Source organism: Mycobacterium hubeiense, assembly GCF_002838065.1.
GTDB lineage: Bacteria > Actinomycetota > Actinomycetes > Mycobacteriales > Mycobacteriaceae > Mycobacterium > Mycobacterium hubeiense.
In genome coordinates, this window is sequence record NZ_PIZU01000008.1 from 1 (window position 1) to 17,089 (window position 17,089).

Genomic DNA, 17,089 nt, shown 5'->3' on the forward strand with positions numbered 1-17,089 from the left:
CCGCGCAACGGTGCCTCATTCAGGTTGACAGGTTCCGTTGAGGATCTCCTTGATCACCGCGCGGAACGCACCAGCACATGAACGGGCAGTGCATTCGCTGCGGGCATGGGGCGTGAACGTGAATGACGCCTTCTTCCTGGGCGGCATCGAGAAGGCAAAGGTGCTCCAAGTTCTGCGCCCGCACATCTTTTTCGACGACCAACACGTCCACCTAGACACCGCGATCGAGTACATCGCGGGAGTTCACGTTCCATATGGAATTGCAAACGAGGTGAAGCCGATCGACGGTTCAGTAGTGGCTGTTGACGTTGGATTCGCTCCCACGGCTGAAGAGGGAGTTATTAGTCCGACACCGAGCGAATTGAACGCGACAGCTGATGAATGAGGTTGATGCCAGCCTGGAGCCGAATCCGTCGGGCGCCCAGGCGCGGTTCCCGGTACGACCCGCCAAGGCGGCCGTACCGGACTGGTACCCGGAACTGCTCGATGCCGTCGCGGATTGCGTCCGCACTGGGCGCCAACGGGCGCTCTCCGCGGCCAACCAGGAATTGGTCAGCACATACTGGGCGGTCGGCGCCGAAATCCTGGCGCGTCAAGATGCTGAAGGTTGGGGCGCGCGCGTGATCGACCGGCTCTCCGCTGATCTGCGTGAACGATTCCCCGGCACGTCTGGCTTCTCGCCGCGCAACCTCAAATACATGCGGGCCTTCGCCGCGGCGTGGCCAGATCTCGCAATTGTGCAACGCACCGTTGCACGATTGCCCTGGCGCCACAACGTCGCCCTCCTCGACAAGCTCGACACTGCTGACCTGCGGCTATGGTACGCCCAGGCCGCCATCGACCAGGGCTGGAGCCGCGACGTCCTCGTCCACCACATCGACGGGCGTTTTCATGAGCGTGCCGGCCGGGCCGTAACAAACTTCACCCGCACCCTGCCCCCGCCCGACTCCGACCTGGCGCAGCAATCGACCCGCGACCCCTACCTGTTCGACTTCGTCGGCAATGCCGATATCCGACGCGAACGTGACCTCGAACGAGCCCTAATCGACCACGTCGAGAAGTTCCTTCTCGAACTCGGCCAGGGCTTCGCATTCGTCGGCAAGCAGATTCATCTCGAAATCGGCGACGCCGACTTCTACACTGACCTGCTCTTCTATCACCTGAAGCTGCGATGCTTTGTGGTCATCGAACTCAAAGTGGGTGACTTCGACCCGAGTTTCCTCGGCCAGCTCGGCACTTACATGTCGGCCGTCGACGACCTGCTCCGGCATCCCGACGACAAGCCAACCATCGGACTGCTGTTGTGCAAGACGAAGAACAACGTGGTCGCCGAGTACGCACTACGCGGCTACACCGCCCCCATCGGTGTCGCGGAATGGAAAACGGCCATCACTAAGAGCCTGCCCGCCGAACTCGAATCGAGCTTGCCGACCGTCGAAGAACTCGAAGCCGAGCTGGCAGACGAGCCCGGAGGCGAGACCTCCAAAGGAGAAGACAAATGACCGGATTCAGCGAAGCCGACTGGGAACAGGTCGCACTCGACGCCCTCGGTGAACGGGAGTGGCAGGCGCTCACCGGGACTCAGATCGCACCCGGCACCGACAACGGGCGACAGTCGTGGGATGACATCGTTCTGCCCGACCGCATGCTTGCCAAGATGCGCGAGCTGAACCCCCATGTTCCGGGCGAGTACCTCGAGCAGGCCCGCGCGGCGATCATCCAACCGCAATCGCAGGACGCCATAGCCGAAAACTTCCGGATACACCAGATTCTGGTGGGCGGCTACCGCGGCATCAATTACATCGACTCCGAGGGTATCGAGCAGAATCCGACCATCCGGCTAGTCGGCCACCGGCCTGAAGACAACGAATTCCTTGCGGTGCAACAGGTTACGATCCGCACCGCGGAGCATCAGCGCCGCTTCGACATCGTGCTCTACCTCAACGGCATGCCTGTCGCGATGTTCGAGCTCAAGCAAGCCGGCTCGTTGCACGCCGACATCCCGGCCGCGCACGCGCAGTTGCAGACCTACCTGCGCGAATTCCCAATGGCGTTCCGTTTCGCCGTGCTCACTGTCGTCAGCGACGGCATCACCGCTCGCTACGGGACGCCGTTTACGCCGCTAGAGCACTTCGCGCCGTGGAACGTCGACGACGACGGCAGACTGGTGAACTTCGGGGAGTCGGCTGCGGATGCGGAGGTTCCAATCGAACTCGAGACACTCATCGACGGACTATTCAACACCGAGCGCTTCCTTCAGTTGATACGCAACTTCACCGCGTTTGATGCGGGTGCCGAGGGGCTGAGCAAGCGAATCGCCAAGCCGCACCAGTACTTTGCCGTAACCAAGGCGGTCGGGCAGACGGTCCAGGCGGCCGAGAGTAATGGCAAGGCTGGCGTTGTCTGGCACACGCAAGGCTCCGGCAAGTCAATGGAGATGGAGCTCTACGCGCACCTCGTCGCCCAACAGCCCAAGCTCAAGAACCCGACCATCGTCGTCGTCACCGACCGCAAGGAACTCGACACACAGCTGTTCGAAACCTTCAACCGCTCACGGCTGCTCGACGAATCACCGAAGAAGGTCACCAAGCGTTCGGAGCTTCGTGACGAACTCTCCAACCGCGTCACGGGTGGCATCTACTTCACCACACTCCAGAAATTCGGACTGACTGAAGCCGAACGCAAGTCGGGCGCGGATCATCCGCTGCTGACCGAGCGTCGCAACATCATCGTGGTTGTCGACGAGGCCCACCGCAGCCATTACGACAATCTTGATGGCTTTGCCCGTCATATCCGCGACGCCCTGCCGAACGCCGTCTTCATCGCATTCACCGGCACGCCAATCTCGTTCGCCGAACGCAACACCCGCGACGTCTTCGGCCCAGACATCGACGTATACGACCTCACCAGAGCCGTCACCGACAAGGCGACCGTGCCGGTGTACTTCGAACCCCGGCTCGCCAAAGTCGGGTGGTCCAAGGATCTCAGCGAGGAGGACCTCGACAAGGCCGTAGACGAGGCAACTCTTGGACTCGATGACGTGGAGCGGGCGCAGATCGAAAAGTCGGTTGCCGTCATCAACGCGGTCTATGGGGCCCCGGAACGGTTGGCCGCGTTAGCGAAAGACATTGTCGAGCATTGGGAATCTCGTTCAGAGGAGATGTGGAAGTTCATCTTGTCGCCCGGTAAGGCGTTCATTGTGGGCGCGACGCGAGAGATCTGCGCACAGTTGTACGAGGAGATCATCAAACTACGACCGGACTGGCATGATGACGCAATCGACAAAGGCGTCATCAAGGTCGTTTACTCCGGCTCTCCGCAGGACCAGGGCATCATCGCCAAACACGTGCGCCGCGAATCCCAGAACAAGACGATCCAAAAGCGATTGCGCGATGCCGAGGATGAGCTGCAGATCGTCATCGTTAAGGACATGATGCTCACCGGCTTCGACGCGCCGCCTTTGCACACGCTCTACCTTGACCGGCCGCTCAAGGGCGCGTTGCTGATGCAGACTCTGGCCCGTGTCAACCGGACCTTCCGTGGGAAGCCGTCGGGTCTGCTTGTCGCGTACGCGCCGCTCGCCGAGAATCTGGCTGCCGCGCTGGAGGAGTACACCGACACCGACCGGAAGGCCAAACCCGTCGGCAAGGACATCGACACGGCGGTCAAGCTGACCACAGAGCTTGTCGGTCAACTGGACGAGCTGTGCTCGGGATACGATTGGCGCGCCAAACTCAAGGCACCACAACATGGATGGATGAAGGCCGCGATCGGCCTCACCGCGTACCTGCGGTCGCCGTCCACGCCGGGCAACCGGGTCGCGGAAGGCGAGCCGACTCTGGGGGACCGTTTCCGCAAGCTGGCCAACCATCTGGCGCGCGCATGGTCGTTGTGCTCCGGCAACGAGACGTTGGACACCTTGCGGCCGACGGTCAAGTTCTACGAACAGGTCCGGGTCTGGATGGCCAAGTTCGACGCCCAGCAACGGCAGGCCGAAGGCAAGCCCATCCCTGACGACATCAAGCGCTTGCTGTCGACGCTCGTTGCGGAATCGACTGCCGCGGGGGAGATCCTGGATATCTACGACGCCGCCGGGCTGCCGAAACCATCGCTCTCGGACCTCGGGCCCGATTTCGAAGCTAAAGCCAAGGCCGCGGCTAACCCGCACCTGGCAATTGAGGCGTTGCGGGCAGTGCTCACCGAGGAGATGGCCACGGCGACGAAGAACAATCTGGTGCGCCAGCGAGCATTCTCGGATCGGATCGCCGACCTGATGCGCCGTTACACCAATCAGCAGCTGACTTCCGCTGAGGTGATCGCCGAACTGGTAGCCATGGCGAAAGAAGTTGCGGCCGAGGGAAACCGGGGTAAGCACTTCAGCCCGCCGCTGTCACACGACGAACTCGCCTTCTACGACGCGGTGGCCCAGAACGAGTCGGCGGTCGAGCTGCAGGGCGAGGAAGTGCTCGCCCAGATTGCGCGTGAACTGGTGGGCGTGATGCAGCGGGACACCAAGACTGATTGGACAGTGCGCGATGACGTGCGGGCGAAGCTGCGGTCGTCAATCAAGCGGCTGCTGGTGAAGTACAAGTATCCGCCGGACAAGCAGCCGGCGGCGATCAAGCTGGTCATCGAGCAGATGGAGGCGCTGGCACCGCAATACGCCGAGCGCGCCCAAGCGGTGAAGGTGGAGAACCATGATTGATCGGCTGCTGCGGGCATTTGAAACCGTGCAGGAGAAGTATTTGCGTGACCCGCAATACGCCGATGCAGAAGCTCGGTACCGTCATGTGCGTTGGCTACGTGAAGAGCAGGACCGGATCGCTGGTGAGCTGTGGGACGAAGCTGACCGGGAACGTGGCCCCGATGGCCTGCATGGGCTAGAGGCGGTGACCGCGGCGTTGCAAGCTCATGCACGCGCAGAAGATCAAGTGATTGAACGCGACATCATCGGCCAGCTACCGCCACGGCTCGTGCACGAGATGCGCAACAGTTGGGCATATCTGGAAGCTGAGGTGACCGAACCGCTCGATCCAGCGTGCGCCAAGCTTGTGCCGCCCAGTGGCAGCGACCTGGTGCGCGTCGATAACCCTGCCGATTACGCGGGCGAGATCGAGGATGTCGCCGTTGCACCGTCGGTCCACTGGACGGAAGCTGACAAGAAGGCCGCACTGGAGCGTGCGGTAGGCATCTACGATTTGGAACCGGGGCAGTGGCTTGAGCTCGAATGGCCGCCGGTGGCGCATCTGTGGGATCCGGGCATCGTTTACACAACTGAACTAGAACCGTGCCAAGCCCACGTTGAGCAGGAGGCCGATGACTGCGCTGAGTGCGATGCATCGGTTCACGAGGTCGTCGAGCAGATGGCGCAGTGGAAGTGGACGACGACTTTGCGGATCCACGAGATCGCGTTCGATCGCGAGGGACGCGAGTGCGCCAGCGAGATCTACTGCGACCAAGCCTTCGAGGTGGCGATTATCGAACAAGATCCTCGCGACGTCATGATTGGTCCTCGTGGGCGAGGTCAGCGCTCGCGACCATAGCTCTCGTCACGGATTCGGGATCTGCTGCGCCAACCTCGGTCGTCTGCCATGGAACGAATACCGTCAGCGAGACACATTAACGTGTTGCCCCGATCGATCCATCATTCCGGCCACTCTTGGATGCGGCCTGCATTGAACCGTGCGAGAACAATGTTCACGTCTCGCCCGTACTCCATTGGCTCCCAGTCGTCATCCAAATCGTCGGTGAACTCGTCTGAAAGTATCTCTATGATTTCCTGTGCGTCGGAGCGGGTTACGTTGTCACAGCGCTGAATACGAAAAAGAAGCGCCGAATTGCAGTGCGTCAGAATGTCGTTGAGACGCCGTGCTTGCGAGCTAGACAGGCAACTGAATGTACTATCCACCTGCTCCTCGTGTTCCGCTGCTATAGTTCGCCCATCCGGTAACTACACTACCGTCGGAGGTACCACGTTCGGCGCCAAGCATTCTCGATGATCATTGCTCTCCATACAGACGTCGGTAGGCATTGCTTGCGCGCTCTCGAAGCTCGATCTCGTCGAGACCACCGACTTCAGCTCTTAGTGCTGGATCGTCGACGTAGTCGTCAACATCGGCGAATAAGGCATCGAGGATGTCGAAGTCTTCACCGGGGATCTGATTGGCATCGGACTTGAAGTAATTGAGGAAGTCTTCCTCGAATTGAGCGGCAGACGATTCCCCGGACACGAATCTACCGATGATCGGCTTGTATCCGCTTAGCATCCTGTCCACGGCATCTCCATTGGACGACATCAGCCACCACCGAGCTTTCCTTGATTGAGAATGTTCGTAGCTTGCGCCGGGCTTACGCGCCAGCCAGAGATGAACTCTCCGGTCGGGGACTGGACAACGACTAACCCATTGTTCGAGTTGTAGTTAAGAATAGCGGGTTCCCCCCGATAAGTGCCGTTGATATGCATCGTCGCAGGATCGTCGACGTGTTGCTTGACTGCGTTCTCGAAGGTTTCGAAGCCTGCCTTGCCGCGTGGCTCGGTGACTCCGAAGTCCGCAGCGTGCTTGTACTTGGATTCAATTTGAGCGCGGGACGTCGTCAAAGGCTGGCCACTTGTCGTCTGCACTCCCGGGCCGAGCTTCGGTTCCTCCGGCTTCCCCTTACGCCCGAGGTTCTTGATCCGCTGGAGGCGTTGCCGGACGGCGGCTACGTCCTGCGCCTTCTTGACTCCGTTGCTGATGTTCTTCGAGATCTTCCATCCAGCTATCGCCGTGCGGATGATCCCTGCGAACTTCGTGATCGTGTGCGCCGTCTTCGCGGTAGCGGCAACCGCCCCGACTCCGAAGGTGACGAATGATGCTGCGATGCCGATCGCAGCTGTGGCCGCCAATTCCACGGCCAGATCATTCAGGATGCCCTTCAATTGATTCCGCAGGTCATCGAGAGCAGCTCGATAGTCCTTGCACGACTGTGACAGCTCGCCACACGCGGCAAGGATCCCCTTGGCGGCGTCACGCAGCTCGCCCAAATCTTTGCCGATGTACTCCACCTCGGGCGTACTCGTATTGCTGAAGATCCCCGCCTGCACATCGAGTGCCTCTGGCACGGTCTTCGTCTGGTACACCGTCGCCAACCGATCCCACGCCTGCGCGGCCTTGTCAACCTTGTCTGTATCGCCATCGGGCACTGGAACACCGATTTGATCGACCAGACCAAGTGCATTGTCGATCAGGCCTTCGCCTGGTCCACCCGCCGAGGGCGGTGCCGTCAAAACCCCTGCAACGCTTGCTGGTTCGGGCGGGCGTGTCGGCGGCGCGCCAGCGCCTGGCGTGGCGTTGTGTTCGGCCATCGCATGGTTGTATCCAGCTTGGATCACAACGCCGCCATAGTTTTCCATTGCCACGGTTAGGTCGTTGACCGCATCCAAGATTTCGCGGGCACGTGCGTCATACGAAGCCGCCCATGCGGTGCCCGCATCGTCTGAGCCGGCCATCGCACCGGTTTCGCCGAGGATCGCAACGTTGACGGCGAAGGCGTCATACATCTGACCGGCCAGCTCGTAGAGCCGCTTGCCGACCAGATAAAACGTCTCGGGATCGACGTCCTGTGTCACGCCGGACTCCAGCGCGTCATGACAGCATCGCGATATTCAGTTTGACGGCCTCGGTGTAGTTGCGGTGAGCCGAGTGCGCAGCTTCGCGCAGTTGCCCGAGGGCTTGTCGCATTTGTGCTGCTGCCGCGCTCCATTCGTCGTGATGTGCGCGATGCGCGGCGGCCGCCTCGCCTGACCAGCTGGTATGCAGGTCTGCGATCTGTTCGTCGACTCGTGCAGCGATGGCTTCGGCACGCTGTTCGAACGCGCGGAGGGTCTCGACAAATGCCAGCAGTTCCTCAAGTTCGACTCGGTAGCGCATCAGAGCCCCATATCCATCGCAACCGAGCCCAGCTGTTCCGCGGAATCGGCGTCTCGTTCGCTGTAGCGAACGGCGGCCTCAGCTAAGCGGCGCGACGATTCTGCAAGCGTCTCGACGACTTTGGCAGCGCCTTCGTGCCACTCCTCCCAGATCGCGGCGAAGGCCGACGCCGCCGCACCGGACCATCCGCGAGAAATGTTGTCCCACTCACGCACGATGCCGGCTAGCTCTTCTCGCAGTTCCTCGGCGTCGTTACACACAGCGTGCGCGGTGTTGAACGCTTGCTCAGTGTCGACCTTCAGGTTGTCAAACATGATCCCTAAGCGAACTTGACTTCCGGTGTAGGTCGATCCTAAGTGACCACGGGATGGGCTCCCTGCACGAATCCTCGCCGTGCCCCGGCAGGTTGGCCCTACTCCGCATCGTCGTAGCAGCGGAGCCGCTGGCCCGTCGTCAGCACGACGCGGGCTAAGGTCACACCCGTGGCCGAGACCGCGCCGCTGCGCGTGCAACTGATTGCCAAGACCGAGTTCTTGGCGCCGCCCGACGTGCCGTGGGAAACCGACGCCGACGGCGGACCCGCGCTGGTGGAGTTCGCCGGCCGGGCGTGCTACCAGAGCTGGTCGAAGCCCAACCCGCGGACCGCGACCAACGCCGCCTACCTGCGGCACATCATCGACGTCGGGCACTTCTCGGTGCTCGAGCACGCGACGGTGTCCTTCTACATCACAGGCGTGTCGCGCTCCTGCACCCACGAGCTCATCCGGCATCGCCACTTCTCGTTCTCGCAGCTGTCGCAGCGCTACGTGCCCGAGCACGATTCGCAGGTCGTCGTCCCGCCGGGCATGGACGACGACCCCGAACTGCAGGAGATCCTCAAGGCGGCCGCCGACGCCAGCCGCGCCACCTATATCGACCTGTTGGCCAAGCTCGAGGCCAAGTTCGCCGATCAGCCCAACGCCGTGCTGCGCCGCAAACAGGCCCGCCAGGCCGCCCGCGCGGTGCTGCCGAACGCCACCGAGACCCGCATCGTGGTCACCGGCAACTACCGCGCCTGGCGGCATTTCATCGCGATGCGGGCCAGCGAACACGCCGATGTGGAGATTCGCCGACTGGCCATCGAATGCCTGCGGCAACTCATCGATCTCGCCCCGCAGGCGTTCGCCGACTTCGAGATCTCCACGCTTGCCGACGGCACGGAGGTGGCAACCAGCCCGCTAGCCACGGAGGCGTGAGGTCGAGCAGGTAATCTTGGTGGCCGTGAGCACCAGCGGATTCGACGTCACCGCCCAACTGGGCACCGTGTTGACCGCGATGGTGACGCCGTTCAAGCCCGACGGCTCGCTGGACACCGCGACCGCCGCCCGGCTGGCCACCCGTCTGGTCGACGCCGGCTGCGACGGCCTGGTCCTTTCGGGCACCACCGGTGAATCACCCACCACCACCGACGACGAGAAGCTCGCCCTGCTGCGCGCCGTGCTGGAGGCCGTCGGCGACCGCGCGCGCATCGTCGCCGGCGCCGGCACCTACGACACCGCGCACAGCGTGCACCTCGCCAAGGCATGCGCCGCCGAAGGCGCGCACGGGCTGCTGGTGGTGACGCCCTACTACTCGCGGCCGCCGCAGGCCGGGCTGGTGGCGCATTTCACCGCGGTCGCCGACGCCACCCCGCTGCCGGTGCTGCTCTACGACATTCCGCCTCGGTCGGCAATCCCCATCGCCTGGGACACCATCCGCACCCTGGCCAACCATCCGAACATCGTCGGTATCAAGGACGCCAAGGGCGATCTGCCCGGCGGCGGTCAGATCATCGCCGAGACGGGGCTGGCGTACTACTCGGGGGACGACGCGCTGAACCTGCCCTGGCTGGCGATGGGCGCCGTCGGGTTCATCAGTGTCTGGGGCCACCTCGCCGCCAGCCAGCTGCGAGACATGTTGTCGGCCTTCACTTCCGGCGATATCGCGACGGCGCGCAAGATCAATGTCACGCTCGCGCCGCTGGCTGCCGCCCAGGCCCGCCTCGGCGGTGTCACGTTGTCCAAGGCGGGGTTGCGATTGCAGGGCTTTGAGGCCGGCGATCCGCGCCTGCCCCAAATGCCGGCCACCCCTGAGCAAGTCGAAGCCCTGGCTCAGGACATGCGCGCCGCCGCGGTACTGCGGTCATGAACGAAGAACTCGCACCGCCTGGGCCGCTGACGCCTGGCGGATTGCGGGTTACGGCGCTGGGCGGTATCAGCGAAATCGGCCGCAATATGACGATTTTCGAGCACCTCGGGCGGTTGCTGATCATCGACTGCGGAGTGCTCTTTCCGACGCACGACGAACCGGGCGTGGACTTGATCCTGCCGGACTTGCGCCACGTCGAGGACAGGCTCGACGATGTGGAAGCGCTGGTGCTGACCCACGCGCACGAGGACCACATCGGTGCGATCCCGTTTCTGCTGAAGCTTCGCCCCGACATCCCCGTGGTCGGGTCCAAGTTCACCCTCGCGCTGGTGGCCGAGAAGTGCCGCGAGCACCGCATCAAGCCCGTGTTCACCGAGGTCGACGCGGGCCAGCGCAGCACCCACGGCGTGTTCGAATGCCAGTATTTTGCGGTCAACCACTCGATTCCGGGCTGTCTGGCCGTCGCCGTGCACACGGGCGCGGGGACGGTGCTGCACACCGGCGACATCAAACTCGACCAGCTGCCGCTCGACGGCCGCCCGACCGATCTGCCCGGCATGTCGAGGCTCGGCGACGCCGGTGTCGACCTGTTCCTCTGCGATTCGACCAACGCCGAGATTCCCGGTGTCGGCCCCTCGGAAAGTGAAGTCGGCCCGACGCTGCACCGGCTGATTCGCGGGGCAGAAGGCCGAGTGATCGTCGCTTGCTTCGCGTCGAATGTCGATCGGGTACAACAGATCATCGACGCCGCTGTCGCGCTGGGCCGCAAGGTGTCGTTCGTCGGGCGGTCGATGGTGCGCAATATGGGCATAGCGCGTGAGCTTGGCTACCTGCGGGTGAACGACTCCGATGTGCTCGACATCGGAGCGGCCGAGGAGATGCCAGGCGATCGAGTTGTGCTGATCACCACCGGAACTCAGGGCGAACCGATGTCGGCGCTGTCCCGAATGTCGCGCGGCGAACATCGCAGCATCACGCTGACTTCGGGTGACCTGATCGTGTTGTCGTCATCGCTGATTCCCGGCAACGAGGAAGCGGTCTACGGCGTCATCGATGCGCTCTCCAAGATCGGCGCGCGCGTAGTGACCAACGCCCAAGCACGCGTGCATGTTTCGGGCCACGCCTACGCCGGCGAATTGCTTTTCCTCTACAACGGTGTTCGGCCACGCAACGTCATGCCGGTGCACGGCACCTGGCGGATGCTTCGGGCCAACGCCGCCTTGGCGACGCGCAGCGGGGTGTCGCCGGAGTCGATCATGCTGGCGGAGAACGGCGTCAGCGTCGACCTCGTCGCGGGCAAGGCATCGATCGCCGGCGCGGTGCCGGTCGGCAAGATGTTCGTCGACGGGCTGATCACGGGTGACGTCGGTGATGCGACGCTGGGCGAGCGGCTGATCCTGACGTCGGGATTCGTCGCGGTGACGGTGGTGGTGCATCGCGGCACCGGCCGAGCCGCCGCGCCGGCGCATCTACATTCGCGAGGCTTTTCCGAAGATCCCAAGGCGCTGGAGCCCGCAGCGCGAAAGGTGGAGGCCGAGCTGGAGATCCTGGCCGCCGACAAGGTCACCGACCCGACGCGCATCGCGCAGGCGGTGCGCCGCACGGTCGGCAAGTGGGTGGGCGAGACCTACCGTCGGCAACCGATGATCGTGCCCACCGTCATCGAGATCTGACGCGTTTGCTCGCGAAACTGTTGTTACCGAGCGAAAGTTCGAGTAACGACCACGGCAACTACAGTCTCGCGGGTTCTCAGCCGGCCAGCAGGACAATGCCCCCGACCAGCAGGGCAATCACCTTGACCGTCTCGAGCCCAACGTACGCGTAGTGCCCACGCGATCGCGGCGCGTCCTCACCGGCCAGCACCGCATCAGAACGACGAGTCAGCCGCGGCCGCACGGCGAGCAACTGCACGGCCAGAGCAGCGACCGCGACCCCGAACGCCACCACGAACCCGACGGGTGGACGGCTGACGGCCAGCGCGATCACGATGCCCACGGCGAGCACTACCTCGACGGTATTGAGCGCGCGAAAGACCAAGCGGCCGATGCCGAGTCCGATCTGTAGCGTGACCCCGGGCGCACGGAACTTCAGCGGCGCTTCGAGAAACGAGATGGCCAGCACCATGCCAAGCCACACGAAGGTGAGCGCGACCGCGAAGCTCATCAGGCCTTCTCCGCGTATGCCGACCACTCGAGGTTCGACGCGGTCAGATTGCGACCGGCCGGCGCGATGTAGTGGCGTACGAAGTAGTCCGGGCCGGCTTGTTCGACGAGCTGCCAGTCGTATTCGGCCACGAAATCGGCGACTTCGTCGGGGTACAGGCCAAAATGCCAGATCTGCCGCTTGCCCCGGAACTTCCGGTACGCCGACTTCGAACCGTAGAGGTTGGTGCCGTCGATGAAATCCCGCTGGACGTAGGTGAATACCAGCCGACTGCCCGACGCCGCACCCTGGAGATACGAAAACGTCGCGCGCACCGCGTCTTCCGTCAGATACTGGGTCACCCCTTCCCAAATGAAGAAGGTGCGGCCCTCGGCGCGGTGGCCGTGCTTGGCAAGTTCGGCAGCGAGTTCATCGCGCTCGAAGTCGACGGGGACCAAATGAACTGACGCCGGCTGCCCGCCGAGCGCGCGGCGCACTAGGGCCTCCTTGCGCGCGATGTTGATGGGCAGGTCGACCTCGAACACCGGAACATCGCTGCGATGGGCAAGGCGGTAGGCCCGGGTGTCCAGGCCCGCGCCGAGCACCACCACCGCATCGATATCGGGCAGTGCCGCGTCGAGTTTCTCGTCGATGAATCTCTTGCGGCGTACCGGGCTTGATCGGATACCAGCCACGCCACCGCATTCGCAATGTCTTCCGCCTGCAGCACCTGCACCGGCAGTGCATTACCCATATCCTGGGGGCTTTTCTCGGCGATGCTGCCCAGCCATGCACGGGTGGCTTCGTTGTTGATCATCGGGGTATCCACACCCGCCGGGTGCACCGAGTTGACCCGAATGCTGTGCTGGGCCAGCAGGTTCGCGTACAGGTGCATCAGCCCGACGATGCCGTGTTTGGCCGCGACATAGCCGATTGCGCCAGGGTCGTCGCTGCCGACGCCGATCAACCCGGCCACCGAACTGATCAGCACGATGGACCCGCCGTCACCCTGCTCCACCATCGTTGGCTTGGCCACCTCCACCGTGTGGTGCACGCCGGTGAGGTTGACATCGATCACGTCACGCCAGCCGTCGGCACCCGACATCATCGGGGCGATACCGGCATTGGCGACGACGATGTCGAGCCGGCCGAACTCGTCGAGCCCGGCCTGCAGGGCCTTCTGCAGGCCGGTTTGATCGCGAACGTCGGCTTCCCGCGCCACAATTCGTCCGCCGGCCTCCTCGACGAGTTTGACCGTCGCAGCCAGGTCGTCGGGCGTGGACATCGGATAGGGGACCGACGCGATCTGGTCGCAGATGTCGACGGCGATGATGTCAGCGCCGTCGGCCGCGAGCCGGACGGCCTCCGCGCGACCCTGCCCCCGCGCCGCGCCGGTGATGAATGCGACTTTGCCTTCGAGGCCAGACATTACGGACGCAGCTGACCCTTGCTCGGATCACCCGCGACGACGGGTTGCAGCATCTTGATATCCGGTGCGCCATCGAGGTGTTCGCCCACCGTGCCGAACAGGTTCGCAACTGCGGGCGCGGTGCTGTGCGCCTTGAGTGCGTCAGCGTCTGCCCACTGTTCGACGAAGACGAACGTGCCGTCGGCCTCGTGCAGGGAGTACAGGTCGCAGCCCGGCTCCTGATGCACGGCTTCGATCGCCTTCTTACATGCCTCGCGCACGGTGTCGACCGATTCGGGCTTGGCGGTCATGGTGGCGACGACGGTGATGGGCATAGGTGAGAACTCCTCGATGAGTGCTGCTGGACGAGTGCCCAGCCTACTCACGCCGGGTCAGACGAAGTCGACCCAGATCGTGAAAGCCACCGCGGCAACGCCCAGTGCCGCGAGCGCGACGGTGTCGACGGCCGGCAGCCGCGTCGCGTCGGTCCGTCCGATGCGCAGTTCACGGGCGATCAAGAAGAGCGGGAACGTCACGCTGATGGCAATCAACCCGCCACCGACGATGTATGCCCAGACGAACCGGATGCCGTGTTTGCGTGCTTCGACCACCATGAAGATTGCGGCGGCGAGAAAGAACAGCACGATGTCGACGGTGATGGACCGCGACGCCGGGTTGACTTTCGTGTCGTTGACAAACGCCGTCAGGAAGTTGGCCGCGTCGTCGAGATAGGCGACATTCTGGCTCCAGGTGGCGATCAGAGCGGCGATTGCGATGGCCGCATAGGTGACACATAACAATTTGGTTGCGGTGGGCGTGCCTGATGGGCGCTGTGCTGTGTCCATTTCGGAACCGTAGAGCAGCATCGAAACTGATCTGTGACCCGTGTGGCAGATGGTGAATTTGGGGCATTTGCGACTAGGCTTGCCGGCATGCCTAGTAAGACCGCCGCCCGCTCCGGAGCCCGCTCGACCAGGTCAAAGACTGGTTCGCGGGGAGGTGCGCGGCGTCCGGCACGCACGGGCAAGCCGTCCGCCCCTCGGCGCAAGCCGGCCCGTCGGCACCAGCCGTCGATGCTCGCCAACGCGGGGATGACCGTCGGCCGGGGCGCGCGCGCCGGCTGGCTGATGGTGGCCAAGGGCGCCGGATCCGCTGCGCGGTCGGTCGGCCGCGCGCACGACATCGAGCCGGGACATCGGCGCGACGGGATTGCCTTGGCGCTCTTGGGCGTCGCCGTGGTGGTGGCCGCGAGTTCCTGGTTCGACGCGGCGCGCCCGGTCGGGGCGTGGATCGACAGCGTCATCCGAGCGCTCATCGGGTCGGCGGTGGTGTTGACGCCCGTCGTCCTGGCTTTGATCGCGGTGGTGTTGATGCGCACCGAGCCCGATCCCGGGGCGCGGCCGAGATTGGTGCTCGGTGCGGCGATGGTCGCGCTGCCCGCGCTTGGCCTTTGGCACTTGTGGGCGGGTTCCCCGCAGACACCGGCGGATCGCCAGCACGCGGCCGGGTTTCTGGGCTTCGCGATCGGCGGCCCACTGTCGGACGGGCTGACGGAGTGGATCGCCGCGCCGCTGCTGTTCATCGGCGTGTTGTTCGGGGTGCTGCTGCTGACCGGAACGACGATCCGGGAAGTGCCGGAGACCGTGCGAGCGATGTTCTCCACCAGGGCATTCCGCGACTACGACGACGACGAATACGTTTACGACGCCGACGAGCAGCCGGTTGCCGAAGAGACCGACGACTTCTCGGACGGCTACTACGACGATCCGGATCGCGGCGACGAGGCCCAGGCCTGGCCGGGCACGCCGATGGAGAACTACCCGCTGGACGACGAGGCGCCGACGATCCCGGAGCCGACCGCCAAGACGCGGCGCAAGAAGCCAAAACAGGACACGCTGTCGCTGGACCGTGTCGTCGAGGGTCCGTACATGCTGCCGTCGCTGGACCTGCTCATCGCCGGCGACCCGCCCAAGAAGCGCACGTCGGCCAACGACCGGATGGCCGACGCGATCACCGAGGTGCTGCAGCAGTTCAAGGTCGACGCCGCCGTCACGGGCTGCACCCGCGGCCCGACCGTCACCCGCTACGAAGTCGAGCTGGGGCCCGGCGTCAAGGTCGAGAAAATCACTGCGCTACAACGCAATATCGCCTACGCGGTGGCGACCGAGAGCGTGCGGATGCTGGCGCCGATCCCGGGCAAGTCGGCCGTCGGTATCGAGGTGCCCAACACCGACCGGGAGATGGTACGGCTGGCCGACGTGCTGACCGCGCCGTCGACGCGACGCGACCACCACCCGTTGGTGATCGGGCTGGGCAAGAACATCGAAGGGGAGTTCCTGTCGGCGAACCTGTCGAAGATGCCGCACCTGTTGGTGGCGGGGTCGACGGGCTCCGGCAAGTCCAGCTTCGTCAACTCGATGCTGATTTCGTTGTTGGCCCGCGCGACCCCGGAAGAGGTCAGGATGATCCTGATCGACCCGAAGATGGTGGAACTCACGCCGTACGAAGGCATTCCGCATCTGATCACGCCGATCATCACGCAGCCGAAGAAGGCCGCCGCGGCGTTGGCGTGGCTGGTCGAAGAGATGGAGCAGCGCTACCAGGACATGCAGGCGTCGCGGGTGCGGCACATCGACGACTTCAACGCCAAGGTGCGTTCCGGGGAGATCACCACACCGCTGGGCAGCCAACGCGAATACCGGCCCTACCCGTATGTGGTGGCGATCGTCGACGAGCTCGCCGATCTGATGATGACCGCGCCGCGCGATGTCGAGGACGCGATCGTGCGGATCACGCAGAAGGCGCGCGCCGCGGGCATTCATCTGGTGCTGGCCACGCAGCGGCCGTCCGTCGATGTGGTGACCGGTCTGATCAAGACGAATGTGCCGTCACGGCTGGCGTTCGCGACGTCGTCGCTGACCGACAGCCGCGTCATCCTCGATCAGCAGGGCGCCGAGAAGCTGATCGGCATGGGCGACGGGTTGTTCCTGCCGATGGGCGCGAACAAGCCGATCCGCCTGCAGGGCGCGTTCATCACCGACGAGGAGATCCACGCGGTGGTCAACGCGTGCAAGGAGCAGGCCGAACCGGAGTACACCGAGGGTGTCACCACGGCCAAGACCACCAGCGAGCGCACCGACGTCGACCCGGACATCGGCGATGACATGGACGTGTTCCTGCAGGCCGTCGAGCTGGTGGTGTCGTCGCAGTTCGGTTCGACGTCGATGCTGCAGCGCAAGCTGCGGGTGGGCTTCGCCAAGGCGGGCCGGCTGATGGATCTGATGGAAACCCGCGGCATCGTCGGCCCGTCCGAAGGGTCGAAGGCGCGCGAGGTGTTGGTCAAACCCGACGAGTTGGCGGCGACCCTAGCGTCGATCCGGGGCGTGGATACCAGCGAGCCGGAGCCCGACGACGTGTGATTTGTGTGCGCTGAGCGGCGGTGAGCGCCGCTGAACGCACACAA

At 63.9% G+C, this 17,089-nt stretch carries 15 protein-coding genes and 2 pseudogenes; 8 read left to right on the forward strand and 9 right to left on the reverse strand.

From position 1 onward, the window contains the following. Positions 1-37 precede the first annotated feature (37 nt). From CWS39_RS08410 to CWS39_RS08425, 4 genes are read left to right on the forward strand one after another with little or no spacing between them, the layout of a single operon-like run. Entirely contained in the window at positions 38-385 is a 348-nt protein-coding gene (locus CWS39_RS08410; protein WP_255412994.1) for a 5'-nucleotidase, read from the forward strand. After that, positions 378-1,502 carry a PDDEXK nuclease domain-containing protein gene (locus CWS39_RS08415; protein WP_102142463.1) on the forward strand — a complete coding sequence of 375 codons (1,125 nt, stop codon included), beginning with the start codon at positions 378-380 and terminating at the stop codon, positions 1,500-1,502. Before CWS39_RS08410 ends, CWS39_RS08415 begins: the two co-directional genes overlap by 8 nt. Next, positions 1,499-4,705, forward strand: coding sequence for a type I restriction endonuclease subunit R (locus CWS39_RS08420; RefSeq protein WP_102142464.1), 3,207 nt, complete (start codon positions 1,499-1,501; stop codon positions 4,703-4,705). The genes CWS39_RS08415 and CWS39_RS08420 overlap by 4 nt, the downstream gene beginning before the upstream one ends. After that, a complete protein-coding gene (locus CWS39_RS08425) occupies positions 4,698-5,543 on the forward strand; it encodes a hypothetical protein (protein WP_102142465.1) in 846 nt (281 codons plus the stop codon). Before CWS39_RS08420 ends, CWS39_RS08425 begins: the two co-directional genes overlap by 8 nt. Positions 5,544-5,999: 456 nt before the next feature. Here the strand turns inward: CWS39_RS08425 and CWS39_RS08430 are convergent, their stop codons facing one another. Genes CWS39_RS08430 through CWS39_RS08445 form a run of 4 tightly spaced genes read right to left on the reverse strand, consistent with a single transcriptional unit; the run spans position 6,000 to position 8,224 of the window. After that, complete coding sequence (locus CWS39_RS08430) at positions 6,000-6,266, reverse strand: colicin immunity domain-containing protein (protein WP_233213423.1); 267 nt, start codon at positions 6,264-6,266, stop codon at positions 6,000-6,002. A 29-nt stretch (positions 6,267-6,295) separates the two neighbouring features. After that, positions 6,296-7,609 (reverse strand): colicin D domain-containing protein, encoded by a 1,314-nt coding sequence (locus CWS39_RS08435; protein WP_102142467.1) that lies wholly within the window; start codon positions 7,607-7,609, stop codon positions 6,296-6,298. A 16-nt stretch (positions 7,610-7,625) separates the two neighbouring features. Continuing rightward, positions 7,626-7,910, reverse strand: a complete 285-nt coding sequence (locus CWS39_RS08440) for a WXG100 family type VII secretion target (protein WP_102142468.1) — start codon at positions 7,908-7,910, stop codon at positions 7,626-7,628. Then, complete coding sequence (locus tag CWS39_RS08445) at positions 7,910-8,224, reverse strand: WXG100 family type VII secretion target (RefSeq protein ID WP_102142469.1); 315 nt, start codon at positions 8,222-8,224, stop codon at positions 7,910-7,912. Before CWS39_RS08445 ends, CWS39_RS08440 begins: the two co-directional genes overlap by 1 nt. 168 nt (positions 8,225-8,392) lie before the next feature. Between CWS39_RS08445 and thyX the strand changes: the two genes are divergently transcribed. Genes thyX through CWS39_RS08460 form a run of 3 tightly spaced genes read left to right on the forward strand, consistent with a single transcriptional unit; the run spans position 8,393 to position 11,749 of the window. Continuing rightward, a complete protein-coding gene (gene thyX, locus CWS39_RS08450; RefSeq protein ID WP_102142470.1) occupies positions 8,393-9,145 on the forward strand; it encodes an FAD-dependent thymidylate synthase in 753 nt (250 codons plus the stop codon). Positions 9,146-9,170: 25 nt separating this feature from the next. After that, on the forward strand, positions 9,171-10,076 hold the full coding sequence (dapA, locus tag CWS39_RS08455) for a 4-hydroxy-tetrahydrodipicolinate synthase (RefSeq protein ID WP_102142596.1): 906 nt from the start codon (positions 9,171-9,173) through the stop codon (positions 10,074-10,076). Further along, entirely contained in the window at positions 10,073-11,749 is a 1,677-nt protein-coding gene (locus tag CWS39_RS08460; RefSeq protein ID WP_102142471.1) for a ribonuclease J, read from the forward strand. Before dapA ends, CWS39_RS08460 begins: the two co-directional genes overlap by 4 nt. Before the next feature lie 76 nt (positions 11,750-11,825). Here the strand turns inward: CWS39_RS08460 and CWS39_RS08465 are convergent, their stop codons facing one another. From CWS39_RS08465 to CWS39_RS08485, 5 genes and pseudogenes are all read right to left on the reverse strand, one after another. Next, complete coding sequence (locus CWS39_RS08465; RefSeq protein ID WP_102142472.1) at positions 11,826-12,239, reverse strand: hypothetical protein; 414 nt, start codon at positions 12,237-12,239, stop codon at positions 11,826-11,828. Continuing rightward, positions 12,239-12,907 (reverse strand): annotated as a pseudogene (locus CWS39_RS28855) (SAM-dependent methyltransferase); the annotation flags it as partial. The gene CWS39_RS08465 and the pseudogene CWS39_RS28855, both read right to left, overlap by 1 nt. Then, a pseudogene (locus tag CWS39_RS08475) lies at positions 12,886-13,647 on the reverse strand (mycofactocin-coupled SDR family oxidoreductase); the annotation flags it as partial. The pseudogenes CWS39_RS08475 and CWS39_RS28855, both read right to left, overlap by 22 nt. Continuing rightward, positions 13,647-13,961 (reverse strand): putative quinol monooxygenase, encoded by a 315-nt coding sequence (locus CWS39_RS08480; protein ID WP_102142475.1) that lies wholly within the window; start codon positions 13,959-13,961, stop codon positions 13,647-13,649. The pseudogene CWS39_RS08475 and the gene CWS39_RS08480, both read right to left, overlap by 1 nt. 57 nt (positions 13,962-14,018) lie before the next feature. After that, positions 14,019-14,471: a DUF2834 domain-containing protein gene (locus CWS39_RS08485; protein ID WP_102142597.1), complete on the reverse strand. Its 453-nt coding sequence runs from the start codon at positions 14,469-14,471 to the stop codon at positions 14,019-14,021. Positions 14,472-14,504: 33 nt separating this feature from the next. Here CWS39_RS08485 and CWS39_RS08490 point away from each other — a divergent pair, with 33 nt between their 5' ends. Beyond that, the gene (locus CWS39_RS08490) at positions 14,505-17,045 is read left to right on the forward strand and encodes an FtsK/SpoIIIE family DNA translocase (RefSeq protein ID WP_102142476.1); all 2,541 of its coding nucleotides are present in this window, start codon (positions 14,505-14,507) and stop codon (positions 17,043-17,045) included. Positions 17,046-17,089 lie beyond the last annotated feature (44 nt).